Annotated in this window: 20 protein-coding genes and 1 pseudogene; 15 read left to right on the plus strand and 6 right to left on the minus strand. The window is 69.9% G+C overall.

Going from position 1 to position 23,805, the window contains the following annotated elements; all coding sequences use genetic code 11:
* Positions 1 to 144 precede the first annotated feature (144 nt).
* Positions 145 to 1,017 (minus strand): biotin--[acetyl-CoA-carboxylase] ligase, encoded by an 873-nt coding sequence (locus ACFV6H_RS30710; protein WP_385548697.1) that lies wholly within the window; start codon positions 1,015 to 1,017, stop codon positions 145 to 147.
* A gap of 116 nt (positions 1,018 to 1,133) precedes the next feature.
* Here ACFV6H_RS30710 and ACFV6H_RS30715 point away from each other — a divergent pair, with 116 nt between their 5' ends.
* Genes ACFV6H_RS30715 through ACFV6H_RS30730 form a run of 4 tightly spaced genes read left to right on the plus strand, consistent with a single transcriptional unit; the run spans position 1,134 to position 3,836 of the window.
* The gene (locus tag ACFV6H_RS30715) at positions 1,134 to 2,774 is read left to right on the plus strand and encodes an acyl-CoA carboxylase subunit beta (protein WP_385548700.1); all 1,641 of its coding nucleotides are present in this window, start codon (positions 1,134 to 1,136) and stop codon (positions 2,772 to 2,774) included.
* A 21-nt stretch (positions 2,775 to 2,795) separates the two neighbouring features.
* Positions 2,796 to 3,002, plus strand: a complete 207-nt coding sequence (locus ACFV6H_RS30720) for an acyl-CoA carboxylase epsilon subunit (protein ID WP_384794285.1) — start codon at positions 2,796 to 2,798, stop codon at positions 3,000 to 3,002.
* A 58-nt stretch (positions 3,003 to 3,060) separates the two neighbouring features.
* Positions 3,061 to 3,189 (plus strand): morphogenic membrane protein MmpB, encoded by a 129-nt coding sequence (gene mmpB / locus ACFV6H_RS30725; RefSeq protein ID WP_384794288.1) that lies wholly within the window; start codon positions 3,061 to 3,063, stop codon positions 3,187 to 3,189.
* Positions 3,190 to 3,221: 32 nt separating this feature from the next.
* Positions 3,222 to 3,836: a Maf family protein gene (locus ACFV6H_RS30730; protein ID WP_385548705.1), complete on the plus strand. Its 615-nt coding sequence runs from the start codon at positions 3,222 to 3,224 to the stop codon at positions 3,834 to 3,836.
* Positions 3,837 to 3,863: 27 nt separating this feature from the next.
* Here ACFV6H_RS30730 and ACFV6H_RS30735 read toward each other — a convergent pair whose 3' ends face one another.
* Positions 3,864 to 4,325 (minus strand): hypothetical protein, encoded by a 462-nt coding sequence (locus ACFV6H_RS30735; RefSeq protein ID WP_385548708.1) that lies wholly within the window; start codon positions 4,323 to 4,325, stop codon positions 3,864 to 3,866.
* Positions 4,326 to 4,664: 339 nt separating this feature from the next.
* Here ACFV6H_RS30735 and ACFV6H_RS30740 point away from each other — a divergent pair, with 339 nt between their 5' ends.
* Complete coding sequence (locus ACFV6H_RS30740; protein ID WP_093602874.1) at positions 4,665 to 6,419, plus strand: biotin carboxylase N-terminal domain-containing protein; 1,755 nt, start codon at positions 4,665 to 4,667, stop codon at positions 6,417 to 6,419.
* A gap of 399 nt (positions 6,420 to 6,818) precedes the next feature.
* Here the strand turns inward: ACFV6H_RS30740 and ACFV6H_RS30745 are convergent, their stop codons facing one another.
* Together ACFV6H_RS30745 and ACFV6H_RS30750 are read right to left on the minus strand one after the other, a co-directional pair.
* Positions 6,819 to 7,784: a DeoR/GlpR family DNA-binding transcription regulator gene (locus tag ACFV6H_RS30745; protein ID WP_385548987.1), complete on the minus strand. Its 966-nt coding sequence runs from the start codon at positions 7,782 to 7,784 to the stop codon at positions 6,819 to 6,821.
* Between the two features lie 233 nt (positions 7,785 to 8,017).
* Positions 8,018 to 9,457, minus strand: a complete 1,440-nt coding sequence (locus ACFV6H_RS30750) for an NAD(P)H-quinone dehydrogenase (RefSeq protein ID WP_385548712.1) — start codon at positions 9,455 to 9,457, stop codon at positions 8,018 to 8,020.
* A gap of 292 nt (positions 9,458 to 9,749) precedes the next feature.
* Between ACFV6H_RS30750 and ACFV6H_RS30755 the strand changes: the two genes are divergently transcribed.
* The 3 genes from ACFV6H_RS30755 (at position 9,750) to ACFV6H_RS30765 (ending at position 13,089) form a co-directional block, all read left to right on the plus strand.
* Positions 9,750 to 10,187 (plus strand): gamma-glutamylcyclotransferase, encoded by a 438-nt coding sequence (locus tag ACFV6H_RS30755; protein ID WP_093601482.1) that lies wholly within the window; start codon positions 9,750 to 9,752, stop codon positions 10,185 to 10,187.
* Positions 10,188 to 10,371: 184 nt separating this feature from the next.
* The gene (locus tag ACFV6H_RS30760) at positions 10,372 to 11,202 is read left to right on the plus strand and encodes a purine-nucleoside phosphorylase (protein ID WP_384981926.1); all 831 of its coding nucleotides are present in this window, start codon (positions 10,372 to 10,374) and stop codon (positions 11,200 to 11,202) included.
* Positions 11,203 to 11,394: 192 nt separating this feature from the next.
* The gene (locus ACFV6H_RS30765; protein ID WP_385548990.1) at positions 11,395 to 13,089 is read left to right on the plus strand and encodes a phospho-sugar mutase; all 1,695 of its coding nucleotides are present in this window, start codon (positions 11,395 to 11,397) and stop codon (positions 13,087 to 13,089) included.
* 388 nt (positions 13,090 to 13,477) lie between these two features.
* On the opposite strand, the gene ACFV6H_RS30770 is transcribed toward ACFV6H_RS30765, so the two are convergent.
* The gene (locus ACFV6H_RS30770; RefSeq protein WP_385548716.1) at positions 13,478 to 14,425 is read right to left on the minus strand and encodes an FAD-dependent oxidoreductase; all 948 of its coding nucleotides are present in this window, start codon (positions 14,423 to 14,425) and stop codon (positions 13,478 to 13,480) included.
* A 10-nt stretch (positions 14,426 to 14,435) separates the two neighbouring features.
* Positions 14,436 to 15,878: pseudogene (locus tag ACFV6H_RS30775) on the minus strand (carph-isopro domain-containing protein).
* A 288-nt stretch (positions 15,879 to 16,166) separates the two neighbouring features.
* Between ACFV6H_RS30775 and ACFV6H_RS30780 the strand changes: the two are divergent.
* From ACFV6H_RS30780 to ACFV6H_RS30810, 7 genes are read left to right on the plus strand one after another with little or no spacing between them, the layout of a single operon-like run.
* The gene (locus ACFV6H_RS30780; protein WP_385548719.1) at positions 16,167 to 16,616 is read left to right on the plus strand and encodes an ATP-binding protein; all 450 of its coding nucleotides are present in this window, start codon (positions 16,167 to 16,169) and stop codon (positions 16,614 to 16,616) included.
* 49 nt (positions 16,617 to 16,665) lie between these two features.
* A complete protein-coding gene (locus ACFV6H_RS30785) occupies positions 16,666 to 17,994 on the plus strand; it encodes a glycosyltransferase family 4 protein (RefSeq protein WP_385548722.1) in 1,329 nt (442 codons plus the stop codon).
* Positions 17,991 to 18,989 carry a D-2-hydroxyacid dehydrogenase gene (locus ACFV6H_RS30790; protein ID WP_385548725.1) on the plus strand — a complete coding sequence of 333 codons (999 nt, stop codon included), beginning with the start codon at positions 17,991 to 17,993 and terminating at the stop codon, positions 18,987 to 18,989. The genes ACFV6H_RS30785 and ACFV6H_RS30790 overlap by 4 nt, the downstream gene beginning before the upstream one ends.
* Positions 18,990 to 18,993: 4 nt before the next feature.
* A complete protein-coding gene (locus ACFV6H_RS30795; protein WP_385548728.1) occupies positions 18,994 to 20,103 on the plus strand; it encodes a radical SAM protein in 1,110 nt (369 codons plus the stop codon).
* Complete coding sequence (locus tag ACFV6H_RS30800; RefSeq protein WP_385548731.1) at positions 20,103 to 21,230, plus strand: hypothetical protein; 1,128 nt, start codon at positions 20,103 to 20,105, stop codon at positions 21,228 to 21,230. Before ACFV6H_RS30795 ends, ACFV6H_RS30800 begins: the two co-directional genes overlap by 1 nt.
* A 29-nt stretch (positions 21,231 to 21,259) precedes the next feature.
* The gene (locus tag ACFV6H_RS30805) at positions 21,260 to 22,057 is read left to right on the plus strand and encodes a radical SAM protein (RefSeq protein WP_385548734.1); all 798 of its coding nucleotides are present in this window, start codon (positions 21,260 to 21,262) and stop codon (positions 22,055 to 22,057) included.
* A gap of 23 nt (positions 22,058 to 22,080) precedes the next feature.
* Positions 22,081 to 23,805 carry a carbamoyltransferase gene (locus ACFV6H_RS30810; protein ID WP_385548737.1) on the plus strand — a complete coding sequence of 575 codons (1,725 nt, stop codon included), beginning with the start codon at positions 22,081 to 22,083 and terminating at the stop codon, positions 23,803 to 23,805.

Genomic DNA, 23,805 nt, shown 5'->3' on the forward strand with positions numbered 1-23,805 from the left:
CGCCGCCACCACGAGCACCGCCGAGCGACGCCGAGCGACGCGGTCCACCGTCCCGGGCTCACCGCGCCGAGCCCGCCACCCACCGGCCGCCCACCGCCGTCAGCCACCGCCGCCGTCCACCGCCACGCGCCGCCGCCGGCCGGCTCAGCCCGCCGCCCGCAGATGCACGATGTCGCCCGCGCCCACCGCGTGCCGCTCGCCGTCACCGGTCCGTACGACCAGCCGGCCCTCGCTGTCGATCGCCACCGCTTCGCCGACCAGCTCCCGCTCGCCGGGCAGCTCCGCCCGTACCGGCCGTCCCAGCGTCGCGCAGCCCGCCGCGTACGCCTCCTGGACCCGGGAGAGCGCCGGATCGCCGCCCGCCTCCCGCCACTGCCCGTACCACCGCTCCAGCGACCGCAGCACTCCGCGCAGCAGCGTGTCCCGGTCCAGCGACACCGCGTTCGCCAGGGCCAGCGAACCGGCCGTCGGCACGGGCAGTTCCGACTCCCGCAGCGAGACATTCAGCCCGATGCCCACGACGACCGCGCCGTCGCCCGCGCCGTCGCCCGCGCGCTCGGCAAGGATCCCGCCCGCCTTGCGCTCCTCGCCACCCACGGTCACCAGCAGGTCGTTGGGCCATTTGAGGGCCGTGTCCACGCCCGCCGCCCGCGCCAGACCGGTCGCCACGGCCACTCCGGTCAGCAGCGGCAGCCAGCCGTAGTGCCGGACCGGCACCTCGGGTCCCGGCCTGAGCAGTACGGAGAAGAAGAGGCCGGAGCGGGCCGGCGCCGTCCACCGCCGGTCCAGCCTGCCGCGTCCCGCCGTCTGCTCCTCGGCCACCAGCACCGCGCCCTCGGCCAGGCCCGCCGCGGCCCGTCCGGCCAGATCGGTATTGGTGGAGCCGGTCGCGGGAACCACGTCGAGCGAGGTCCACAGACCTCCGGATCTGATCAGCCCGCGGCGCAGCGCGCTAGCGTTGAGAGGTGGACGGTCGAGGTCGGACCAGCGGCTCACCGGGGTGTCTGAGTCGTTCATGCAAGCCACCCTAGGTGTGGCAAACACCGCACTGCCGAACGGTATCCACGCCGATACGCTACGGATCAGTAGCGCCGGAACACCCGCATCCGTGACCCGCAGGGAGCCGCATCCCGATGTCCGAGCCGGAAATCGCCCACGGAACCGCCACCGGAACCGCCGCGGACGTGTCCGCAGCGACCGCCGCAGCCCACACCACCGCGGACAGGATCGCGGACCTCCGGCGCCGTATCGAGGAGGCCACCCACGCGGGCTCCGCGCGCGCGGTGGAGAAGCAGCACGCCAAGGGCAAGCTGACGGCGCGCGAGCGGATCGGTCTGCTGCTCGACGAGGGCTCGTTCGTGGAACTGGACGAGTTCGCCAGGCACCGCTCCACGGCCTTCGGCATCGAGAAGAACCGCCCGTACGGAGACGGTGTCATCACCGGTTACGGCACGGTCGACGGCCGTCCGGTCTGTGTCTACTCGCAGGACTTCACGATCTTCGGCGGCTCGCTCGGCGAGGTCTACGGCGAGAAGATCGTGAAGGTGATGGATTTCGCGCTGAAGACCGGCTGTCCGGTCATCGGCATCAACGACGGCGGCGGCGCCCGTATCCAGGAGGGCGTGGCCGCGCTCGGTCTCTTCGCCGAGATCTTCCGCCGCAATGTGCATGCCTCGGGTGTGGTGCCGCAGATCAGCCTGATCGTCGGCCCGTGCGCGGGCGGCGCGGTCTACTCGCCGGCGATCACCGACTTCACGGTGATGGTCGACCAGACCTCGCACATGTTCATCACGGGCCCGGACGTCATCAAGACGGTGACCGGCGAGGACGTGGGCTTCGAGGAGCTGGGCGGCGCCCGTACGCACAACACCACCTCCGGTGTCGCCCACCACATGGCGGGCGACGAGAAGGACGCGATCGAGTACGTCAAGTCGCTGCTCTCGTACCTCCCGTCGAACAATCTCTCCGAGCCGCCCGCCTTCCCGGAGCAGGCCGCGCTGGAGACGACCGCCGAGGACCGTGAACTCGACACGCTGATCCCGGACTCCGCCAACCAGCCGTACGACATGCACATCGCCGTCGAACATGTGCTGGACGACGGTGAGTTCCTGGAGACGCAGGCGCTCTTCGCGCCGAACATCATCACCGGCTTCGGCCGTGTCGAGGGCTTCCCGGTCGGTGTCGTCGCCAACCAGCCGATGCAGTTCGCGGGCTGTCTGGACATCAACGCCTCGGAGAAGGCGGCACGTTTCGTCCGTACGTGCGACGCCTTCAATGTCCCGGTGCTGACCTTTGTCGACGTCCCGGGCTTTCTGCCGGGCGTGGACCAGGAGTACGGCGGCATCATCCGGCGCGGCGCCAAGCTGATCTACGCCTACGCGGAGGCCACCGTCCCGCTGATCACGGTGATCACCCGCAAGGCCTTCGGCGGCGCGTACGACGTCATGGGCTCCAAGCATCTCGGCGCCGATCTCAATGTGGCCTGGCCGACCGCGCAGATCGCGGTGATGGGCGCACAGGGCGCGGTGAACATCCTGCACCGCCGTACGATCGCCGCGGCCGGTGACGAGGAGGCGCAGGAGACGGCGCGCGCCCGGCTCATCCAGGAGTACGAGGACGCGCTGCTCAATCCGTACGCGGCGGCCGAGCGCGGCTATGTCGACGCGGTGATCATGCCCTCGGACACCCGCGCGCATATCGTCAAGGGCCTGCGCCAGCTCCGTACGAAGCGGGAGAGCCTGCCGCCGAAGAAGCACGGGAACATCCCGCTCTAGGACTCAGGGAAGGAGCCGCAGATGATCAAGGTCCTACGGGGCAAGCCGACGCGGGAGGAGCTGGCCGCCGCGCTGGCGGTGGTCCAGGCCCGTGCCGCGGCGGCGGCCAACTCACCGGCGCGGACGCCCGAACCGCCCGCCGAGTGGGCGTCCCCCACGCGTATCGCCCGCCACCGCACACCGAGCCCCGGCCCGCGCGCCTGGGCACGGACGTACTGGCCCGGATAGCGGCGGCTGAGTACGGGTACTCAGGCGCCGCGAGCACGGCGGCCGGAAGATCGGTTCCATGCTGTGGTCCGATCCCGAGAACGAGCCGCCCAAGGAGCTGCGCGACGCGCAGACCATGCTGCGCCGCGCGGGCGTGCTGCTCGCGCTGACGGTGGTGGTGGCCATGATCGTGCTCGGCCTTCCTTGACAGTCGGCAAGAGGCCTCTTACGGGGCCTACCATGGCCCGCATGACTGCTCAGCGCCGCCGGATCGTGCTCGCCTCCGCCTCGCCCGCCCGGCTCGGACTGCTCCGGCAGGCCGGGCTCGCGCCCGAGGTGATCGTCAGCGGTGTCGACGAGGACGCGCTGTCCGCGCCCACACCCGCCGAACTGGCGCTCGTACTCGCCGAGGCCAAGGCCACCACGGTGGCCGCGCTCCCCGAGGCGGCCGGCGCCCTGGTCATCGGCTGCGACTCCGTACTGGAACTCGACGGCGAGGCGCTCGGCAAGCCCGTGGACGACGAGGAGGCCACCTTCCGCTGGAAGTCGATGCGCGACCGTGCGGGTGTACTGCGCACCGGCCACTGTCTGATCGACACCACGACCGGCCGGCGCGCCTCCGGGACCGCCTCCACCACCGTGCGCTTCGGCAGCCCGAGCGACGCCGAGATCGCCGCGTACGTCGCCTCCGGCGAACCGCTCCATGTGGCGGGCGCCTTCACGCTGGACGGCCGCTCCGGGCCCTTCGTGGACTCGATCGAGGGCGACCACAGCAATGTCATCGGTCTGTCGCTGCCGCTGCTGCGCCGGCTGCTCGCCGAGCACGGCATCGCGATCACCGATCTGTGGGTCTGAACCGCCCACGCCACCACGGCAGTTGACTCAGGCCGGCGCCGGTCCCTCGGCCCGCGCGGAATCCTCGTCACGGCTCGCGCCTGCGCGCGGCTGCGGCCCGTACGCGACCAGGACCAGTACGAGCATTCCCATGACGACCATCATGAACGCGAAGGCCGTCCACCCGACCAGTCCCACCGTCACCGCGCCCAGCACCGCGTGCACGACCGCGCAGGCGGTCAGCGTGAACCGGGCCGGCCGGCCCGGCGCGCGGTCCCGTACGGCCGTACGGACCAGAAGCACCGCGCAGAGTACGAGACAGAGCCCGAAGACACCGCCCGCCACCCAGGTGCCCATGGACATCGCGCCCGGATCGAGCCCGGCCAGGGACATCTGCTGGTTGTCCACCACCGTGGCGAGCACGCCGTTGACGAACACGACGCCGACCGCCTCCAACAGCAGCACGATCGCAGCCACCCATGCCACCGGTCTCCGTCCCACGGCTTCCACCTCTTATCGCTGTTACCGCCAGTACGAACGACATCGCGCACGCTACTAACGGGTAAACCTTCGGACAAGGGCCCGAGCAGAGGCAAAGAATCATTCGGCCATTCGTAGGGACTCCACAAAGAATCGCGATCCGCCGAGGTGCAGTCGGACAGAGAGCTGGGCCACATCAGGACGCTACTGTGCGACGGTGGATCGCGGCGTACCGTGGTGTCACAAGGGATTTCGCGACTTGAGCGAGCCTCGAAACACGCTCCGTGTGGGGAAGCTCACGAATGGGGACTGTTCGATGGGGCGTGTCGGCAGTCCCTAAACTCAGCTTGTTTCAAGGAGGGAGCCATCGTGCGCAAGGTGCTCATCGCCAACCGTGGCGAAATCGCTGTCCGCGTTGCCCGTGCCTGCCGGGATGCCGGGATCGAGAGCGTCGCGGTGTACGCGGATCCGGACCGGGACGCTCTGCACGTCCGCGCGGCGGATGAGGCGTTCGCTCTGGGCGGTGACACCCCGGCGGCCAGTTATCTGGACATGGCCAAGGTGCTCCAGGCGGCGAAGGACTCGGGTGCGGACGCGGTCCACCCGGGCTATGGATTCCTGTCCGAGAACGCGGAGTTCGCCCAGGCCGTCCTGGACGCGGGTCTCACCTGGATCGGCCCGCCGCCGCAGGCGATCCGCGACCTCGGCGACAAGGTCGCCGCGCGCCATATCGCCCAGCGCGCCGGTGCTCCGCTGGTCGCGGGCACTCCGGATCCGGTGTCCGGCGCCGACGAGGTGGTGGCCTTCGCCCAGGAGCACGGTCTGCCGATCGCGATCAAGGCGGCCTTCGGCGGCGGCGGACGCGGTCTGAAGGTGGCGCGCACGCTGGAGGAGATCCCGGAGCTGTACGACTCCGCCGTCCGCGAGGCCGTCGCCGCCTTCGGGCGCGGTGAGTGCTTCGTGGAGCGCTATCTCGACAAGCCCCGCCATGTCGAGACCCAGTGCCTGGCCGACGCCCATGGCCATGTCGTGGTGGTCTCGACGCGTGACTGCTCGCTCCAGCGCCGCCACCAGAAACTCGTGGAGGAGGCGCCCGCGCCTTTCCTCACCGATGCTCAGAACGCCGAGCTGTACGCGGCGTCGAAGGCCATCCTCAAGGAGGCCGGATACGTCGGTGCGGGCACGGTCGAGTTCCTGGTCGCCGCAGACGGCACGATCAGCTTCCTGGAGGTCAACACCCGTCTCCAGGTGGAGCATCCGGTGACCGAGGAGGTCACCGGCATCGACCTGGTACGGGAGATGTTCCGTATCGCCGACGGCGAACCGCTCGGCTACGACGATCCGCCGGTGCGCGGCCACTCCTTCGAGTTCCGCATCAACGGCGAGGACCCGGGCCGCGGCTTCCTGCCCGCTCCCGGCACCGTCACTCTCTTCAGCCCGCCCACCGGGCCCGGAGTCCGGCTGGACGCGGGCGTCGAGACGGGCAGCGTGATCGGCCCGGCCTGGGACTCCCTCCTCGCCAAACTCGTCATCACCGGCGCCACCCGCGAACAGGCCCTCCAGCGCGCGGCCCGCGCGCTGGACGAATTCACGGTCGAGGGCATGGCCACGGCGATCCCGTTCCACCGCAAGGTCGTCACCGACCCGGCCTTCACCTCGAACCCGTTCACGGTCCACACACGGTGGATGGAGACGGAGTTCGTCAACGAGATCCCGGCCTTCGCGACTCCGGCCGACACCGACACGGACGAGGAGCCCGGCCGCGAGACGGTCGTCGTAGAGGTCGGCGGCAAGCGCCTGGAGGTCTCCCTGCCCACCAGCCTGGGCATGACCTTGGCCCGCACGGGCCTCGCGGCCGGCGCGAAGCCGAAGCGCCGGGCGGCGAAGAAGTCCGCCTCGGCGGCCTCGGGCGACACGCTCGCCTCGCCGATGCAGGGCACGATCGTGAAGGTCGCGGTCGAGGAGGGCCAGCAGGTCAAGGAAGGCGACCTGATCGTGGTCCTGGAGGCCATGAAGATGGAACAGCCCCTGAACGCCCACCGCTCGGGCACGGTCAAGGGCCTCGCGGCGGAAGTAGGCGCGTCTCTGACCTCCGGCGCGACGATCTGCGAAATCAAGGACTGACGCCCCTGCGCGAAAGGGCCACCGGACACCTCCGGTGGCCCTTTCGCATGGACCCGGTCCTCAATCGCCGGACGGGCTGGATTTTGCCCCACAGTCTGGGAGCCCGGCACCGGGCTGGGCCGTTCCGTCCTCAAACGCCGGACGGGCTGGGTAGGTGCCCGGCACCGGGCGGAAACCCGGCGTGCGGCGGGAGGGGGGCGGGGTCGGAGGAGGTGCGTGTCCGGACACTAAAGCGTGATTTGTGCCGCACACCAGCCCGCGCACGACAACGAGACCCGCACGCGGCGTAAATCATGCCGTCCGGACATGTACCTCCGGAGGCCCCGACACCCGCACCCACCACGCACCCGGCCCCGCGCCGCAGGCGCGCACCGCGCGCAACGCGCGCACCCCGAGACGCTACCGTCGACGCAGATCCGCCACCCGCGCCCGTTCCCCCGGCTCCTGCGTCGTCAGGGCCGCCGCCGCGCTGCGCAGTTGCGGTCCCGGACCACTCGTGTGCGTCCGCCGCTGCCCCGGAAGCGGCACATCCCTACGCGGCTGACGCCCGGCCGGAACCCCGTCCGCACCACCTGAGACACCCGCACCACCCGCACCGCTACCCGCACCTCCGGCGCCACCCGCGCCCGCCACCGCGATCTGTACCCCCTGGTCCGCCAGGGCCTGAAGCTCCGTGCCGGCACGGTCGTCCTGCGCGGGCGGCTCGTCCGTCACCAGCCGGCTGATCAGATCCGTCGGCACCGTCTGGAACATCGTGTCCGTACCGAGCTTGGTGTGGTCGGCCAGCACCACGACCTCCGCTGCCGCCTGCACCAGCGCCCGGTCGACGCTCGCCGAGAGCATGTTGGAGGTGGAGAGACCGCGCTCCGCCGTCAGCCCGCTCCCCGAGAGGAACGCACGGGTGACCCGGAGTCCCTGGAGGGACTGCTCGGCCCCGCTGCCGACCAGCGCGTAGTTCGACCCGCGCAGCGTGCCGCCGGTCATGACGACCTCGACCCGGTTGGCATGGGCCAGCGCCTGGGCGACCAGCAGTGAGTTGGTGACGACGGTCAGCCCGGGGATCCGCGCGAGCCGGCGGGCCAGCTCCTGCGTGGTCGTACCGGCGCCGACGACCACGGCCTCGCCCTCTTCGACGAAGCTCGCGGCGAGATCGGCGATGGCCGTTTTCTCAGCCGTCGCGAGATGGGACTTTTGCGGAAAGCCGGATTCTCGCGTGAATCCGCCCGGCAGTACCGCACCGCCGTGCCGGCGGTCGAGGAGTCCTTCTGCCTCGAGCGCCCGCACGTCCCGCCGTACGGTCACTTCGGAGGTCTGGACGACGCGGGCGAGCTCACGGAGCGACACGGCTCCGTTGGCGCGCACCATTTCGAGGATCAATTGACGACGTTCTGCAGCGAACACGAAACTGACAGTAACCCCAACGACCGTCTGCTTTCAGCAGTTTGCGCCGAATAACAGAAGTTGTACACAGACGAGCGCACGGAGTGGTATACGGCGACGAGACGGTCGCCCACCACACACAAACACCGACAAAACCTGCCAGAACCCGGCCGGAGCCTCGCGAGAACAGCGACAGAACCCCGCCGGATCCCGTCGCGTCAGCTCTCCTCCGCCGTCTTCCGCGTATGCAACTGCCGCGCCACCTCGGCGATCGAGCCCGACAGCGACGGATACACGGTGAAGGCGTTCGCGATCTGCTCGACGGTCAAACTGTTGTCCACCGCGAGCGAGATGGGATGGATCAGCTCGCTGGCACGTGGCGCGACGACCACGCCGCCGACCACGATGCCCGTACCGGGACGGGCGAAGATCTTGACGAAACCGTCCCGCACGCCCTGCATCTTCGCGCGCGCGTTCCTCAGCAGCGGCAGCTTGACCATCCGCGCGTCGATCCTGCCGCTGTCGACGTCCGCCTGGCTGTACCCGACGGTGGCGATCTCCGGGTCGGTGAAGACGTTCGAGGAGACGGTCTTGAGGTTGAGCGGAGCCACCGCGTCGCCGAGGAAGTGGTACATCGCGATCCGGCCCTGCATGGCCGCGACGGAGGCGAGCGCGAAGATCCCGGTGACATCGCCGGCCGCGTAGACGCCCGGCGCGGAGGTACGGGAGACCCGGTCGGTCTTGATGTGGCCCGACTCCTTGAGGAGGACACCGGCCTCCTCAAGGCCCATGCCCGCGGTGTTCGGTATCGCGCCGACCGCCATCAGACAGTGCGATCCGGTGATGATCCGGCCGTCGGAGAGAGTGACCTCGACACGGTCGCCCACGCGCTTGGCGGCCTCGGCCCGGGAGCGGGACATCACATTCATCCCGCGGCGCCGGAAGACGTCCTCCAGCACGGCGGCGGCGTCCGGGTCCTCGCCGGGCAGCACACGGTCGCGGGAGGAGACCAGCGTGACGCGCGAGCCCAGCGCCTGGTACGCACCGGCGAACTCGGCTCCGGTCACACCGGAGCCGACCACGATCAGTTCCTCGGGCAGCTCGTCGAGGTCGTAGACCTGCGTCCAGTTGAGGATGCGCTCGCCGTCCGGCCGCGCGTCCGGGATCTCCCGGGGATGGGCGCCGGTGGCGATCAGCACGGCGTCGGCGGTGAGCGACTCCTCGCTGCCGTCGGCCGCGGTCACGATCACCTGCCGCGAACCGTCCATGGCCTGCCGGCCGTCCAGCCGGCCCCGGCCGCGCATGACACGCGCGCCGGCCCGGGTGACGGAGGCGGTGATGTCATGGGACTGCGCGAGCGCGAGCCGCTTCACCCGCCGGTTGACCTTGCCGAGATCGACGCCGACGACACGGGCCGACCCCTCCAGCGGAGGCGTGTCGTCCGCGACGATGATGCCGAGCTCCTCGTACGAGGAGTCGAAGGTGGTCATCACCTCGGCCGTCGCGATGAGCGTCTTCGACGGTACGCAGTCGGTGAGCACCGACGCCCCGCCGAGGCCGTCGCAGTCGACAACGGTCACCTCGGCGCCGAGCTGGGCGCCCACCAGGGCCGCCTCGTAGCCGCCGGGTCCGCCGCCGATGATCACGATCCGGGTCACGAAAAAGTCCGCCTCGCGTTGTCAACCCGGCCCGTCTGCCACCCCGGCCGGGGTTCCGGGGGAGCCCCCGGGGGATGCAGTCGTACTCCATTGTCCCGCACGGTTCAAGCTGCTTCGCCCCGGGGCCTCCATCCGGGAACCCGCGGGCCCGGACTTCCGGGAACCCACGGGCCCGGACATCGGTAACCCGCGCGGCCGGACATCGGTGACCCGCAGGGCCGGCATCCGGTAACCCGCAGGGCCGGACCGGTGGATCGGCGGCCACGCCCGTACCTCCCGTACCCTCAACCTCATGTCGCTCTACGCCGCGTACGCCGGCAACCTCGACGCGCGGCTGATGTCCCGCCGCGCCCCGCACTCCCCGTTGCGCGGCACCGGCTGGCTCAACGGCTGGCGGCTCACCTTCGGCGGCGAGCAGATGGGCTGGGAGGGCGCGCTGGTCACGGTCGTGGAGGCACCGCGCTCCCAGGTCTTCGTCGCGCTGTACGACATCGCCCCGATGGACGAGGACTCCATGGACCGCTGGGAGGGCGTGGGGCTCGACATATACCGCCGGATGCGGATCCGTGTGCACACCCTGGACGGCGAGGAGCCGGCCTGGATGTATGTGCTCAACGGATACGAGGGCGGCCTGCCCTCCGCCCGCTATCTGGGCGAGCTGGCGGACGCGGCGGAATCCGCGGGCGCTCCTCACGACTATGTGATGGAACTGCGCAAGCGTCCCTGCTGAGCCACGGCGCGAAGGCGACACACACCCGGCCTGAAATCGATGGACATAAGGCGCATATCAGGCGCCCGATCGCCCATTCGCACTCCTGCGGCGACGCCACCTGTCCGAAACGGCAGTACAACGATGTCAAGACCGTGTGCGCTTCATCTACGCGCGTAGGGAATGACCGGCTACCCTCATCCGCGTGAACGCATCTGTTATCCCGGCCAACGCCGACGGACCCGCCGATCCCCTGGCCGCCGCCGGCGCCGCCGCCGCGCGCCTGCGCGAGCTCACCGGCGCCGAGACCCATGACGTCGTCCTTGTGATGGGCTCCGGCTGGGGACCGGCCGTCGAAGCGCTCGGCGCGCCCGAGGCGGAATTCCCCGTGACCGATCTGCCCGGGTTCCCGCCGCCCGTCGTGGCGGGCCACGGCGGCACGATCCGCTCGTACAAGATCGCCGACAAGCGCGCGCTGGTCTTTCTCGGCCGTACGCACTACTACGAGGGCCTCGGCGTCGCCGCCGTGGCCCATGGAGTACGTACCGCCGTCGCCGCCGGCTGCAAGACCGTCGTCCTGACCAACGGCTGCGGCGGACTGCGCGAGGGCATGCGGCCCGGCCAGCCCGTGCTGATCAGCGACCACATCAATCTGACGGCCGTCTCCCCGATCGTCGGCCCGAACTTCGTGGATCTGACGGACCTGTACTCGCCGCGGCTGCGCGCGCTGTGCAAGGAGATCGACCCGGATCTGGAGGAGGGCGTGTACGTACAGTTCCCCGGGCCGCACTACGAGACGCCGGCCGAGATCAATATGGTCCGGGCGATCGGCGGCGACCTCGTCGGCATGTCCACCGTCCTGGAGGCCATCGCGGCCCGCGAGGCCGGCGCCGAGGTGCTCGGGATCTCGCTGGTCACCAATCTGGCCGCGGGCCTGTCGGGCGAGCCTCTCAACCACGAGGAGGTCCTCCAGGCGGGCCGCGACTCGGCGACGCAGATGGGTGCGCTGCTGGCCCAGGTGCTCGAACGCGTCTGAGCGGCGTCCGGGCAGGGAAGGACAACAGGCCGGAGCCGCGATACTCGGCCCGTACTCGGCCCACCACCGCGACTCGGCCCACCACCGCGGCAACCATCAATTGAGCAACCCCGACGGCGAGCAGCCACCTCCGCGAGAGCGGCGCCGGCTCAGGCGCATAAGGAGCCCCCCACCGTGCAGCAGCAGGACCCGATGGAGCAGGACGTCATCAGCCGGGCCAGGGCCTGGCTGGCCGAGGACCCGGACCCGGAGACGTGCGAGGAACTCGCCGCGGTCATCGAGGCCGGCGATCTGGACTCGCTCGGCGAGCGGTTCGCCGGCACGTTGCAGTTCGGCACGGCCGGGCTGCGCGGCGAGCTGGGCGCCGGGCCCATGCGGATGAACCGCGCCGTGGTCATCCGGGCCGCGGCCGGGCTCGCCGCGTATCTGAGGAACCGCGGCGCCGACGAGGGACTGGTCGTCATCGGCTACGACGCCCGCCACAAGTCGGCCGACTTCGCCCGGGACACCGCGTCCGTGATGACCGGTGCGGGCCTGCGCGCCGCCGTACTGCCCAGGCCGCTGCCCACGCCGGTGCTCGCCTTCGCCGTACGGCATCTCGGCGCCGTGGCCGGAGTGATGGTCACCGCGAGCCACAACCCGCCTCAGGACAACGGCTACAAGGTCTATCTCGGCGGCGGCTCCCAGATCGTGCCGCCCTCGGACGGCGAGATCGCGGCGGAGATCGACGCGATCGGCCCGCTGGGCTCCGTACGGCGTCCGGAGGACGGCTGGGAGATCCTCGGGGACGAGGTCCTGACGGCGTATCTGGAACGTACGGACACGGTCCTGACACCCGGCACTCCGCGGACCGCGCGGATCGTCCACACGGCGCTGCACGGCGTCGGTACGGAGACTCTCCTGGCGGCCTTCGCGCGCGCCGGCTTCCCGGAGCCCGTGCTGGTGGCGGAGCAGGCCGCGCCCGATCCCGATTTCCCGACCGTCGCGTTCCCGAACCCGGAGGAGCCGGGCGCGATGGATCTGGCCTTCGCCACGGCCCGGCGCGTCCAGCCCGATCTGATCATCGCCAACGACCCGGACGCGGACCGCTGCGCGGTGGCCGTGCCCGACGACGCGGACACGGCGGATGGCGGCGGCACGGCGGGCGGCGGCGCGGCGGGCGGCGGCGCGGGCTGGCGGATGCTCAGCGGCGACGAGGTCGGCGCGCTGCTCGCCGCGCATCTCGTGCACAAGGGCGCGACGGGCACGTTCGCCGAGTCGATCGTCTCGTCCTCGCTGCTCGGCCGGATCGCCGAGGCGGCGGAGCTGGGATACGAGGAGACGCTGACCGGCTTCAAGTGGATCGCACGCGTCGAGGGCCTGCGGTACGGGTACGAGGAGGCGCTCGGCTACTGCGTCGATCCGGACGGCGTGAAGGACAAGGACGGCATCACCGCCGCGCTGCTCGTCGCCGAACTGGCCTCCGAGCTGAAGGCCCAGGGCCGTACGCTCAGCGATCTCCTGGACGATCTGGCCGTCACCCACGGCCTGCACGCCACGGACCAGCTCTCGGTCCGCGTCAAGGACCTGTCCCTGATCGCGGACGCGATGCGCCGGCTGCGGGAGAAGCCGCCGGTGGTGCTGGCCGGTCTGGACGTCGTCTCCGTGGAGGACCTGGCGGAGGGCTCACCCACACTGCCGCCGACGGACGGGCTCCGGTACCGGCTGTCGGGAACGTACCGGGCACGCGTGATCGTCCGCCCGAGCGGCACGGAGCCGAAGCTGAAGTGCTACCTGGAGGTCGTGATCCCGGTGGCTGACGCGCCGGGTCTGGCGGAAGCGAGGGCGAGGGGGGCGGAGGTTCTTGGGGCGCTGAAGAGGGGGGTGGCGGGGGCGGCGGGCATTTAGGCGGTGCGCGCCTGACGGCGGGGCGTTTCGCGCCTGCGGCGCGGGAGCCGGTCCGGTGGTGGGTGCGGGGGCCGGGGCACTCCGGAGGTACATGTCCGGACGGCATGATTTACGCCGCGTGCGGGTCGGCTGTCGGGTGCGGGTTTCGTGTGCGGCACAAATCACGCTTTAGTGTCCGAACACGCACCTCCTACGACCCCGACCCCCTCCCGCCGGTGGTCCGGCTGCGGGCCCGGTCCGGGCACCTACCAAGCCCGTCTGGCGGAGCCACTCCAGCCCGATGGGGCGGCTCCGAAGGCCGGGGGGGCGGTGGCGGGCGGTGAAGGGGGAAGTGCAGGGGGTCGGAAATGGCGTCCGAGGAAGGGCGCGGCGTAAGCAGTTCATGTCATCAAGAGCCTGCCAGGCGCATGGTTTCCTCAGCGCACCCCCACGACAGCGTCACGCCGGCGCCTCCATGCCCGTAGTTGTGCACGACCACGATGCCGTCCCGCCGCTCTGCCTCCACACGGACCGTGGCGCGGGTCGGCCGGGTGCCGATGCGGTGTTCGAGGACGCGAGCCTCGGCGAGCCGGGGCTCGATCTCGGTACAGCGGGCGAGGATGTCGGCCGCCGCCTTGTCGTCGGCCTCCACGTTGCTTTCGCCGTCCACGGCCGTTCCGCCCAGGACGACAGTGTCGCCGTGCGGGTAGAAGCACAGCAGGTCCGGTGAGGAGCCGGTGTCTTCCGAGAAGAACTCGGTCAGGCCGGGGTTGGCGATCACGACGTGCTGTCCCCGGATCGGCCGGAGGCCGGTGTCCGGCACCAGAACTCGGGAGCCGAGCCCCGAGCAGTTGACGATGGCGGCTGCGGGACCCGCGTCGTCGAGGGAGGCGAGCTTGTGCTGCTCGATGGTTCCTCCGGCAGCCCGAAGCCGTTGGAGGAGGTAGTCCAGGTAGACCGGCATGTCGATCAGCGGCACGGTGAACCGGAAGCCGGAGGTGAATCCGGCCGGGAGCTCGACGGCCTCGCACGGCCGGAAGCCCGGCAGCGTGGTGGCCCATTCCGGTGGGGCCTCGGCCGCACGGGATGCCTCAATACCACTGGTCAGCCGGACGCCGGTCGCCGGGTCGTCGGCCAGCGAACGGAAGACCTCCAGTGACCGCTGCCCCCACTGGTCGACCTTGTCCTTCGGCTCGACCAGGTACGGGCCCCACATCGCGCCGGCGGCCAGTGAGGTGACCCCGGGCACCTGTTCGGCGATCACATGAACTGGAGTTCCGGCCTCTGCGAGCAGGACGGCGGTGGTGAGTCCCGCGACGCCCGCCCCTACTACGACAACGCGCTCCTCTGCGGCCATGCTCTCGACCCTAACGGCCGGGCGGAGTAGTCGGCGCGTGGTGGGCGAGGGCCTTCTCCAGGACTGGAAGGAAACCGCGTACGTACGGATTGCGCTGGCGGCGCCGCAAGTCCCCTGCGAGCTGGTGGAGCAAGGCCGCGCTCCTGGGCGAACGGACGGCGTCAAGGCGGTCCGTCGCGATCTGCCCGATCTCACAGGCGGTCTCCAGGTCGCCATGGGCGCTGTGGCCGAGGGCGAGCCAGGCGCCCTCGAACATGGCCCGACGCTGGCTCGGGTCGCCGCGGGGAACGTCGTACGCCCCGGTCCGCAGCATCTCCGTGCCCTGAGCGAGGAAGCGTCGGCCCTGCACGGCCTTCCCTTCTCTCCTCTGCTTGCGTCCCATCTGGATCAGGGAGTAACCGGCCTGGCAGTCCAGGTGGTTGGCGGTGAGGAAGTACATCCAGCGTGGCTCTTCCCGCCCACCGTCACGGTTCCCGATGAGTTCTCGTGCCGCTCCACGCGTGTGGGCGAAGTCGTTGTCCCGGCCGGCGGAGGCGTACGCGTAGGCGAGGCGCGACAGCACGGAAGCTCAGACAGCAGCAGGGGCGGCGTCACTCGCCCGACGGGCGGCCTCTCCAAGCACGATGGCATCAGCGGGGTGCCCCCGGCCGGCAGCCTGGAAAGAGAGGTCCCCAAGGATGTGTGAGCAGAGAGCGAGATCATTGACCTAGTGCGCGGCTCGTAGGGCGGTGGCGAAGTAGCGCTGGGCAAGACCATGGTCGGCCGCGTCGAAGGCCATCCACCCGGCGAGCTGCCCGATCTCGGCGAGCGCTCGGATCAGCCTGGTCATCACGGCGGAGGAGTGTCCACCCTCGTGAATCAGCAGACCGACTGCCCGGAACTGGGCTCCCACATAGGACAGATGACGGGCGCCGCCATGTTCATCGTCGAGCAACTGGAGCATGGGAAGGTGATGCTCGACCTGGTCCACCAACGGATTGGTACCGACCGCCTCCGTAATCCGGGGTGCGTACTGGCCACGGCCGGCTGTTCCGTCGAGGTACTGGGCGACGACGGCGGTCAACCCGGATCCCGAGATCGCCAGGAAACGTCGGCGGTCGACAAGCCCGCCCATTACCCAGTCCTCCACGATTCCCTCCAATCCCCGCACGGTCCAAGGATGCGCGAGATCGGTATCCGCCGAGATGAGAGCAGAGGAGTCTCCCGCGCGTCCCTGCCACAACTTGGCCACTGATACACCTCTTCCCAATTCCTGGGAAAGCACATAGGCGACCATGGCCGGAAGCGGCGAGCGCGGCAGTGAGCCGGTGTTTCTCCAGTGGTAGGGGGCCGACTCCGCCACGGTTCCGGCGCCGAAGACCCTGTTGAGCTTGCGGGCGAGTGCCTTGGGACTCCAGCCGAGTTCTTCCAGACATTGCGTCAGCACGGCGTTCGGTTCACCTGCCGCGTGCATTGCCACGTGCGACCACCTCACGCCCAGCGGTTCGTCGGATACCTCGTCCTCCCCATGGTGATGCTTTAACACCGTCGAGTAATCGCTATCGAAGGGAAGTTGACCCAGTTGACCCGTTGATCGGGTCCTGCCGAATCGCCTCCTCCGGTGTTCTTGAGTCCAAGCAGAAGGCACCGCCTTCGCCGCTGAAGGAGAAGGGGTCGGGTCTTGAACCACCACGCGAGCATCTTCCAAGGCCTCCCGGGCGGCGTACTGGAGGGCACTCGCGGGCGAAGCGAGCCGGAAACCGTGCACCAGCGCCCTGGCGACCACACCACGGCGACGCTGATCACGGATCTCCCTTTCAGTCCGAGTGCGGCAGAGATCGCACGCGAGGCGGTCATGGTCGCCCTCCACGGGGACATGGAGACAGATCTGGTCGATGACGCCCGCCTGATCGGGTCGGAGCTGGCAACCAACGCGTTCACCTCGGGGAGCCCGCCCTTGGTGCTCTGCATCGACCGGATCGAACGGATCGAAGAGCGGTTCGAGGTCGAGATCACCGTCACCGACGGCGGCTGTCCACTACCCACGGCTCCGACAACACCCGGACCACCGGACGAGGCGGAGTCGGGACGCGGACTGGTCATCGTCGAGGCCCTGGCCGATGCCTGGTCGCTCACCACCAGTACCCACGGCAGCCGTGCCTGGTGTCGCCTGACCCGATTCGCCGGCTCCGACGGAGGCGCCACCCGCTGATGTTCTCCGTCACTCCCACTGGCACCTCTCTCGAAGGAGGCAGCACACAGTGCGCACAAAACGCCTGACCGCCATGGCAATCCGCCCGAAATCTCCCCACTCCCCGGACGTCCGGGGCAAGGGCGATCAGCCGCGCGTGATCGTCGCGCTCCACGAAGGCGTTTACGGAGCCAGTTCGGGGACCGGCTTCAGCAACCGCGCCTTCCTCACGGCGCTCGCCCGCCTGCTGCCCGTAGGCCGACTGGCCGTGGTCACCCCGGACGTTCCCCAATCATCGGGCGACAGTGACCCGCAGTGGACCGCCGAGGTCCAGCAGATGCTCAAACAGGCCGAAGCCGAGATCATCACGATCCCCGACGCACACCTCCTGCCGAAGTCGGTCCAGGGCTGCGAGCAGCTGTGCGACCTCGTCGCCGAGGCGGCCGTACGCATCGCCGACCACTCTGGCCGCTGTCTGCTGATCGGCCTCGACGTTCCCTTCCTCGGCCTCGCTCCTTACACACCGCCGACCATGGAGCTGCTGCTCGTGCCCCGCTCGACCGCCGCGTTGACGCAACCGCAGGACCGGGCCCGTGTCCGCTGGGAGAAGGCCGGCCTGTGGGCGGCCACAGGCCGTGGTGGTCGGATCGGCGCGATCTCCAGCCACATGCGCGGCCACCTCACCGTCAGCTGCGCCCTTCGCCGCGAGAGCATCGTGGATATCCCGAACGGGCTGATCCTTGAAGAAACCGGCAAACCGTCAGCCGTGCTCCCGCTCCCCTTCCGAGCCCGGGGCGGGTTTCTACTGGCCATGGGAAGACCCGTCCCGACCAAGGGTTTCGAGGACCTTCTGAAGGCCCTGCACATCCTGAAAGATCAAGGCGTACGCCTTCCCCACCTTCTGCTGGCGGCGGCGACTCCCGGCGAATCCGACGAGCTCACCCCGTACCAGACTCGGCTGGCCGCCGGCATTCGCGAGTACGGGCTCGACGCGACGCTGGTCACTCGCTTCAGTCCGTCCATCCGCAGCTGGCTCCACAGTCCGGCCCTGCGCGCGGTCGTCGTACCGTCCCGCGAGGAGCCCTTCGGCCGGATACCGCTGGAGGCGTTTGCCGCAGGGGCGAGCCCGGTGGTCGCCACAGCCGCCGGTGGGCTGGCCCAGACGGTGATCGAGGGGGAGACGGGGTTCACCGCGGCACCTGGCGATCCCGCCTCACTGGCTGCCGCCCTCCACCGGGCTCTGACCGTCATGCCGCGCGAACGCTTCCGCCTCGTACGGGCCGGGACAGCGCTCCTTCGGTCGCGTCACGACTACGAGGCCGGCATCGGCTCCGCTCTCAGCAGCATCGCCCCCTGGGCCCTGGCTCCGATGCCCGACGCTGGGAGCGGAAGCCGATGAACCGCCCCGTCGTACTGGTCTGCGTTGAGTCCCCGCACGCCTTCTGGCGCCTGTCCGCAGAACACGAGCGGTCCCTGCGAACCGGCTTCCCGGATGTCGATGTCCGTGCTGTCAGTGTCGGGAGTCTCCCCAACTGCCTTCCTTCTGCGCGGGTTTTCTTCGGGTGGCGGTTCGATCCCGCGTGGCTGGTCGGTGCCCCTCACCTGAAGTGGATCTCCTCGCCGGCAGCCGGTACGGATCACCTCCCCGTGACGGAGATCGCGGCGGCAGGGGTAGCTCTGACCCGCTCGTACGGATTCCACGGCCGGCCCATGGCCGAGCACGCCATGGGGTTGATCCTCGGCTTCTCGCGCGGTCTGTTCCTGAGCCAGCGTCTTCAGCGGAACCGGACCTGGTGGAAGGACGACCTCGCCGAGGAGTTCTTCGATCTGGCCGGGGCGACGATGGCCATCGTGGGCTGCGGCAGCATTGGTGGGCACCTCGCCCGGGCTGCTCGCGCCCTCGGTATGAACGTGATCGGCGTACGGCGCACGCCTCCTTCGGCTCCGCGCGACGGCATCACGTGGATACACGTATCGGCGGTCCACCAGGCGGTCGCCGTCGCCGACGTGGTGGTCGATCTGCTGCCCGCCACGAGCGCGACCCTGCACTTCTTCGACCACGAACTCCTCTGCGCCTGTAAGTCCGGATCTCTCTTCATCAATCTGGGCAGAGCATCGACCGTCGATCAGCGAGCGCTCGTCGCGGCCCTCGATTCCGGGCATCTGCGCGGGGCCGCCCTGGATGTCGCTGATCCGAAGCCCTTGCCCGCACGCGACCCGCTGCGGCTCCACCCTCGCGTTCTGCTCACACCGAAGAGCGCTGTCTTCTCCCGCACCTACATGGACGAGGCGGTCGCCTTCTTTGCCGACAACCTGCGTCGCCACCTCGCCGATCGGCCGCTGAACGGTCTGGTCGGTGCCCCTCTCGTCCACTCTCCCCTCGCAGGAGGCTGACCTCATGCTCAGCACCGGCCACCGCGACCTCGTCGCCGACTTCACCGCGACCGGCCGCAACCACCCCTATCTGGCGCTCACCCTGAACTCGCTGTGCAACCTGGACTGCGTGTTCTGCAAGCCGCGCTGCATGCCGGACTACGGGCACAAGGACCGCCCCCTGACCTCGGCGGACTACGCGGCCATCGCCGCCGAGGCCGGAGCCTGGCAGGTGAAGAAGGCCCACTGCTCCGGGGGCGAGCCGACCCTGCGGGCGGACATCCTGGCCGTGATCGAGGGACTGGCCGACGGCCTCGGACCCGGCGCGGCGATCGGCATGACCAGCCACGGCAACCTGCACCGCGGACTGAGCGTCGAGCGATTCCAGCGGGCCGGTCTGACGTACCTCAACGTCAGCCTCCACAGCCTCGACCCGTCTCGGTCTGCCGCGATCATGGGCGGCGGGGACCCCCGCGAAACCCGGGCCACGATCGACGCCGCGCTCGCCCTCGGCCTACGCGTGAAGATCAACTGCGTACTCCAACGCACCTACATCGAGGACGCGTTCGCGGTCGCCGAGCTGGCCAGAGACCTTCCCGTCGCCGTGCGTCTGATCGAGCTGCAGAACATCGGCCCGGCACAGGCCCTGTTCGACACGGAGTTCATCAGCGAGGCCGAAGTGCGCGATCGGCTCCAGCGATGGTTCACGGGCGCGGGCGAGGTCCCCCGTACCCAGCTCGGAGTTCGCAGCCCCGGCCGTTACCTGCGACCCGACGGCTGGGCCGGCTCGATCGGCTTCATCTCCAACTCCAGCTGCGCCACCTGCTCGGACGCGAACCGGATCAAGATCACCCCAACAGGTGTGGCCCGGCCCTGCATCCTCCACAACCGCGACATCCCCATGAAGGCCCACCTGGCCGACGGGACACTCAGCGACGCCTTCGCCCACCTGTTCCAGTCCATGCTCGACCGCGACACGAACGACGCGTGGCAGGGCTACCACTACGTCGACTACGACCTGCGCTGGGACCGGATGGAACGTCCCCAAGGCACCCCCGTGCTTCCCCTGCTGCCCCTCCTCAACACAGGTGCGGCTGAGCCCTCGTGTAATCGCCGCGCCCCCGGGGAGGGCTGATGGCCGCCGCCCCCGCCGACACACTGCCGCTGTACGCGGCGCTCGGTGACCTGTACGGGAACGAGCTGGACGCCCAGGGCGTCGGCGCGGCGATGCTCACCCACAAGTGGCAGTCTGCCGACCTGCTGGCTCCCCACTCCGACCTGGACGTACGCGTTCTGTTGCGCGAGGTTCCCGCGGACTGGCAGGAGTGGAACCACCGCCTCGCCGCCGCGCACCGCGCAGCGGTCAGGCGGGACGTCTCCCACCGCCGCCTCCTTGAGCACCCGCCCGGCTTCGCCTTCACCCTGTCCGAGGCCGACCGTCGGCTGATCTCCCCGCCCGAACTCGCGACCTGGAGCCTGATCTGCGGGAGCGCACGCGACTTCCAGCGCTGGAAGTCCCATGCGCAGATGGCACCTTGGAGCGGCGTCGACGAGCGGTTCTACCGCGGCATCCTGGACGCACGGCTCGGCGGACGGTATCGGCCGGCGGCCGACAGTACGGACAACGTGATCGAGGACATCCTCGGTTATCGACGCCACTGTGTCGCCTGGCACTATCTCGCTCCGTGCTGGTTCGCCGCCGCCGCGCTGGCAACCCGCACCCGCTGTCCCGGCAAGACAGCCGCCCTCACCCAATGGCACCCGGGCGGGCTGGAACGGTACGCCGAGCTGTTCCTGCGGTACGCGAAGGCCACCGGCACCATCCGGTCTGCTTCCGCTCCCACCGTGCGGCACCTCCTCCGAACCGCCGACGTCGCTCTCGAAGCGGCCATGCGACGAGTCCCCGATACACCGCTGGATACGGACCCCGACGACGCCGAAGAGCGTTCCCGCACTGCCTGGACGATGACTGCGGGGATGCTCCGCGTACGGGTCGCGCGCTGGCTGTACTACCTCGGCCCACCGCCCGGTGTCGCCACCGGATATCTGATCACGCGCGAGGCGAAGGAACTTCGGGCAGCGGCGGAAACCCTGCGATCCCTGGCCGCCGAGGGAACCGGGCCCTCCCAGCGACTGGCGGGCCGGATGGCCGAGCTGCTCCCCACGGGCCCCACCACCGCCGGCACCCTGCGCGACGCGCTCGCCCTCTGGAGGAGGCAAAGAGCGGTGGTGCAGGACTTCCTCACCTTCCAGGCCGAGTGACGTACCCCCTGACAGAAGGAGCGATCGCCATGCCCGCCGGAGATTTCCCTCCTGGGACCCTCAAGACCGCCAAGATCAAGATCACGACCAAATGCAATCGTTCCTGCGACTTCTGCATCTTCGCCGACGGCGCCCAGGGCGAGAACATGCCCCTGGAGACGTTCTCCACCGTCCTGACCCGGCTGGAGACCATCCCCTTCCAGCAGTTGCACATCAACGGCGGCGAGCCCGCCGTCCACCGGGACTTCCCCGCCCTCAGCGATCTGGCCCGCACCCGGCTGCCGGACAAGGTCATGGTCTTGGGCACGAACGCCATCATCCTGGCCCGTAACCAGCGGATCATGGAGGCCACGCTCCGCTCGTACGACCAGATCCTCATCGGTTGCGACGACGAGCACGAGAACTACGCGGAGGTCCACGCCGTCGTTCCCCGCCTCCGCGCGGCCGGCAGGACCGTCGTCATCAACAGCGTCCTGGAGGGCATCAGCACCACCCGGCTCGCGGAGATCGCGGACCTGTGTGCCGCACACGGAGCGATCCACGTCACCAACCACGTGCACCACGTCGATGTCGGCCAGCCGGCCAACAAGCTGCGCGGGATCTGCTCCCGTTACCTCGATCAGCATCTGATGGTCGAGCTGGACGGCTCCTGCTATCGCTGCTTCAACGCCATGGCCAAGGACGACAGCGAATTCAGCATCTGGGACGAGGACTTCACCGCCAAGGTGTTCGCACCTCGCCGCCATCACTTCCGGTTCTGCCTGAAGTGCCACGAGTACGCCGACTCCGGATCCGCCATCGTCCCCACTCCGGTCATCGTCGTCTGACTCGTATCTGGAGGTGCGCGCTCATGCCCGCAGTCCTTGGACTGAACTTCCACCACGACACATCCGCAGCCTTGGTCGTCGACGGCCGCCTCTACGCCGCCGAGGAAGAACGGTGGAGCGGCATCAAGCACCACCGGCACACACGCAAGGGCGTCCTCACGGCTCCCGCCCGTTCCCTCAACTGGTGCATGGAGGCAGCCGGTATCGGACCGGAGGACGTGGACGCCGTCTGGGCGGCCTCCATGCGCCCCACCCCCGCCGCCGGCTGGTGGCTGGCCAAGGAGCGTGACGAACTCGCCGCCCTGCTCCCTGCCCCGCTCGGAGAGAACCTGCGGCTGCTTTCCCATCACACCTCGCACGTCCTCTCCGGCTATCTGCTCTCCGGGGACGACCACGCGGCCGGACTCGTCATCGACGCCGGCGGCTCGGCTCTCGGCTCCGACTTCGGTCCGGGCCGCGAACGCATCACCGGCTACGACTTACGGCCCGACCGCATCGACCGGCTCCATCAGGGCATGCCCCTCGTAGTGCCCGGCCCCGTCGGGCCCCGACGCGTCCATTCCTCGCTCGGCCACTTCTACCGCAACCTCGCCCAGCGGGTGATCCCGCCGGGCGACGAGCCCGAGGGCAGCATGATGGCCCTGGCCGCCCTCGGTGACCCCCTGCGCTACGGCCCGCAGGTCCGCGAACTGATCCAGCTCGGCGACGAGGGCGAGATCCGCGTCGCGCATCCGATGGGCTCGGCGGACAGCGGCACCCCGCTGCTGATCGGCGGACGGGCCTGGGCGGCCGACAACGTTACGGATCGCCCCGAGGCCGAACGCGCGGATCTGGCAGCCGCCGTCCAGGAGGTGTTCGCCGACTCCGTCGTACACGTAGCCAGGCACGTACAACGGCTCACCGGAGCAAGCACCTTGGTGTTCTCGGGCGGCTGCGCCCTGAACTCCCATCTCAACGGTCACTTGGCTGCCGACAGCGGCTTCGACACGCTGTTCGTCGCCCCCGCACCCCATGACGCAGGCACGGCGGTGGGTGCCGCGTTGTACGGCTGGCACTACCAGCTGGGGCAGGCCCGCCTCCCCGTCCCGACCGATGCGGCCTGGGGCCCGGAGCCGGGCCACATATCCGACACGCTCGTGCCGCCCGGATATCGGGCGATTCCCCGCCTCGGGAAGGCTCTCGCCCCGACCGTGGCCGCGCTGCTCGCCGACCGCCACATTGTCGGCTGGGTGCGGGGACCGCTGGAATTCGGCCCGCGCGCCCTCGGCCACCGTTCGATCCTGGCCCACCCTGGCCACACCGGTACCCGTGATCGGCTCAACGCGATCAAGAGACGAGCCGCGTACCGCCCGTTCGCACCGGCCGTACTCGCCGAGCACAGCGCGAACTGGTTCGAGACCGAAGGCGACCCGTTCATGAACCGCGTCGCTCGCGTCCGGCCGAGCCGTGCGCCGCGCATCGCCGCGGTCACGCACCACGACGGCACCGCGCGCGTCCAGACCGTCTCCGCCGACCACCAGGGGCTCCGCGAGCTGCTGGAACAGTTCCACCGCCGCACCGGCCTGCCCCTCCTGCTGAACACGTCCTTCAACCGCAAGGGCGCCCCCATCCTGCGGACCGCCGAACAGGCGGTACGCGCGACAGCCGAGCTCGGGCTCGACGCCCTGGCCGTCGGCGACACGGTGCTGCTCGCCGACCACGTCCCCGATCCACACGGGCTGCTTCTGTCGAACACGCGCGAGAGGTGA

The sequence above is a fragment of the Streptomyces sp. NPDC059743 genome, assembly GCF_042732975.1.
Taxonomy (GTDB): domain Bacteria; phylum Actinomycetota; class Actinomycetes; order Streptomycetales; family Streptomycetaceae; genus Streptomyces.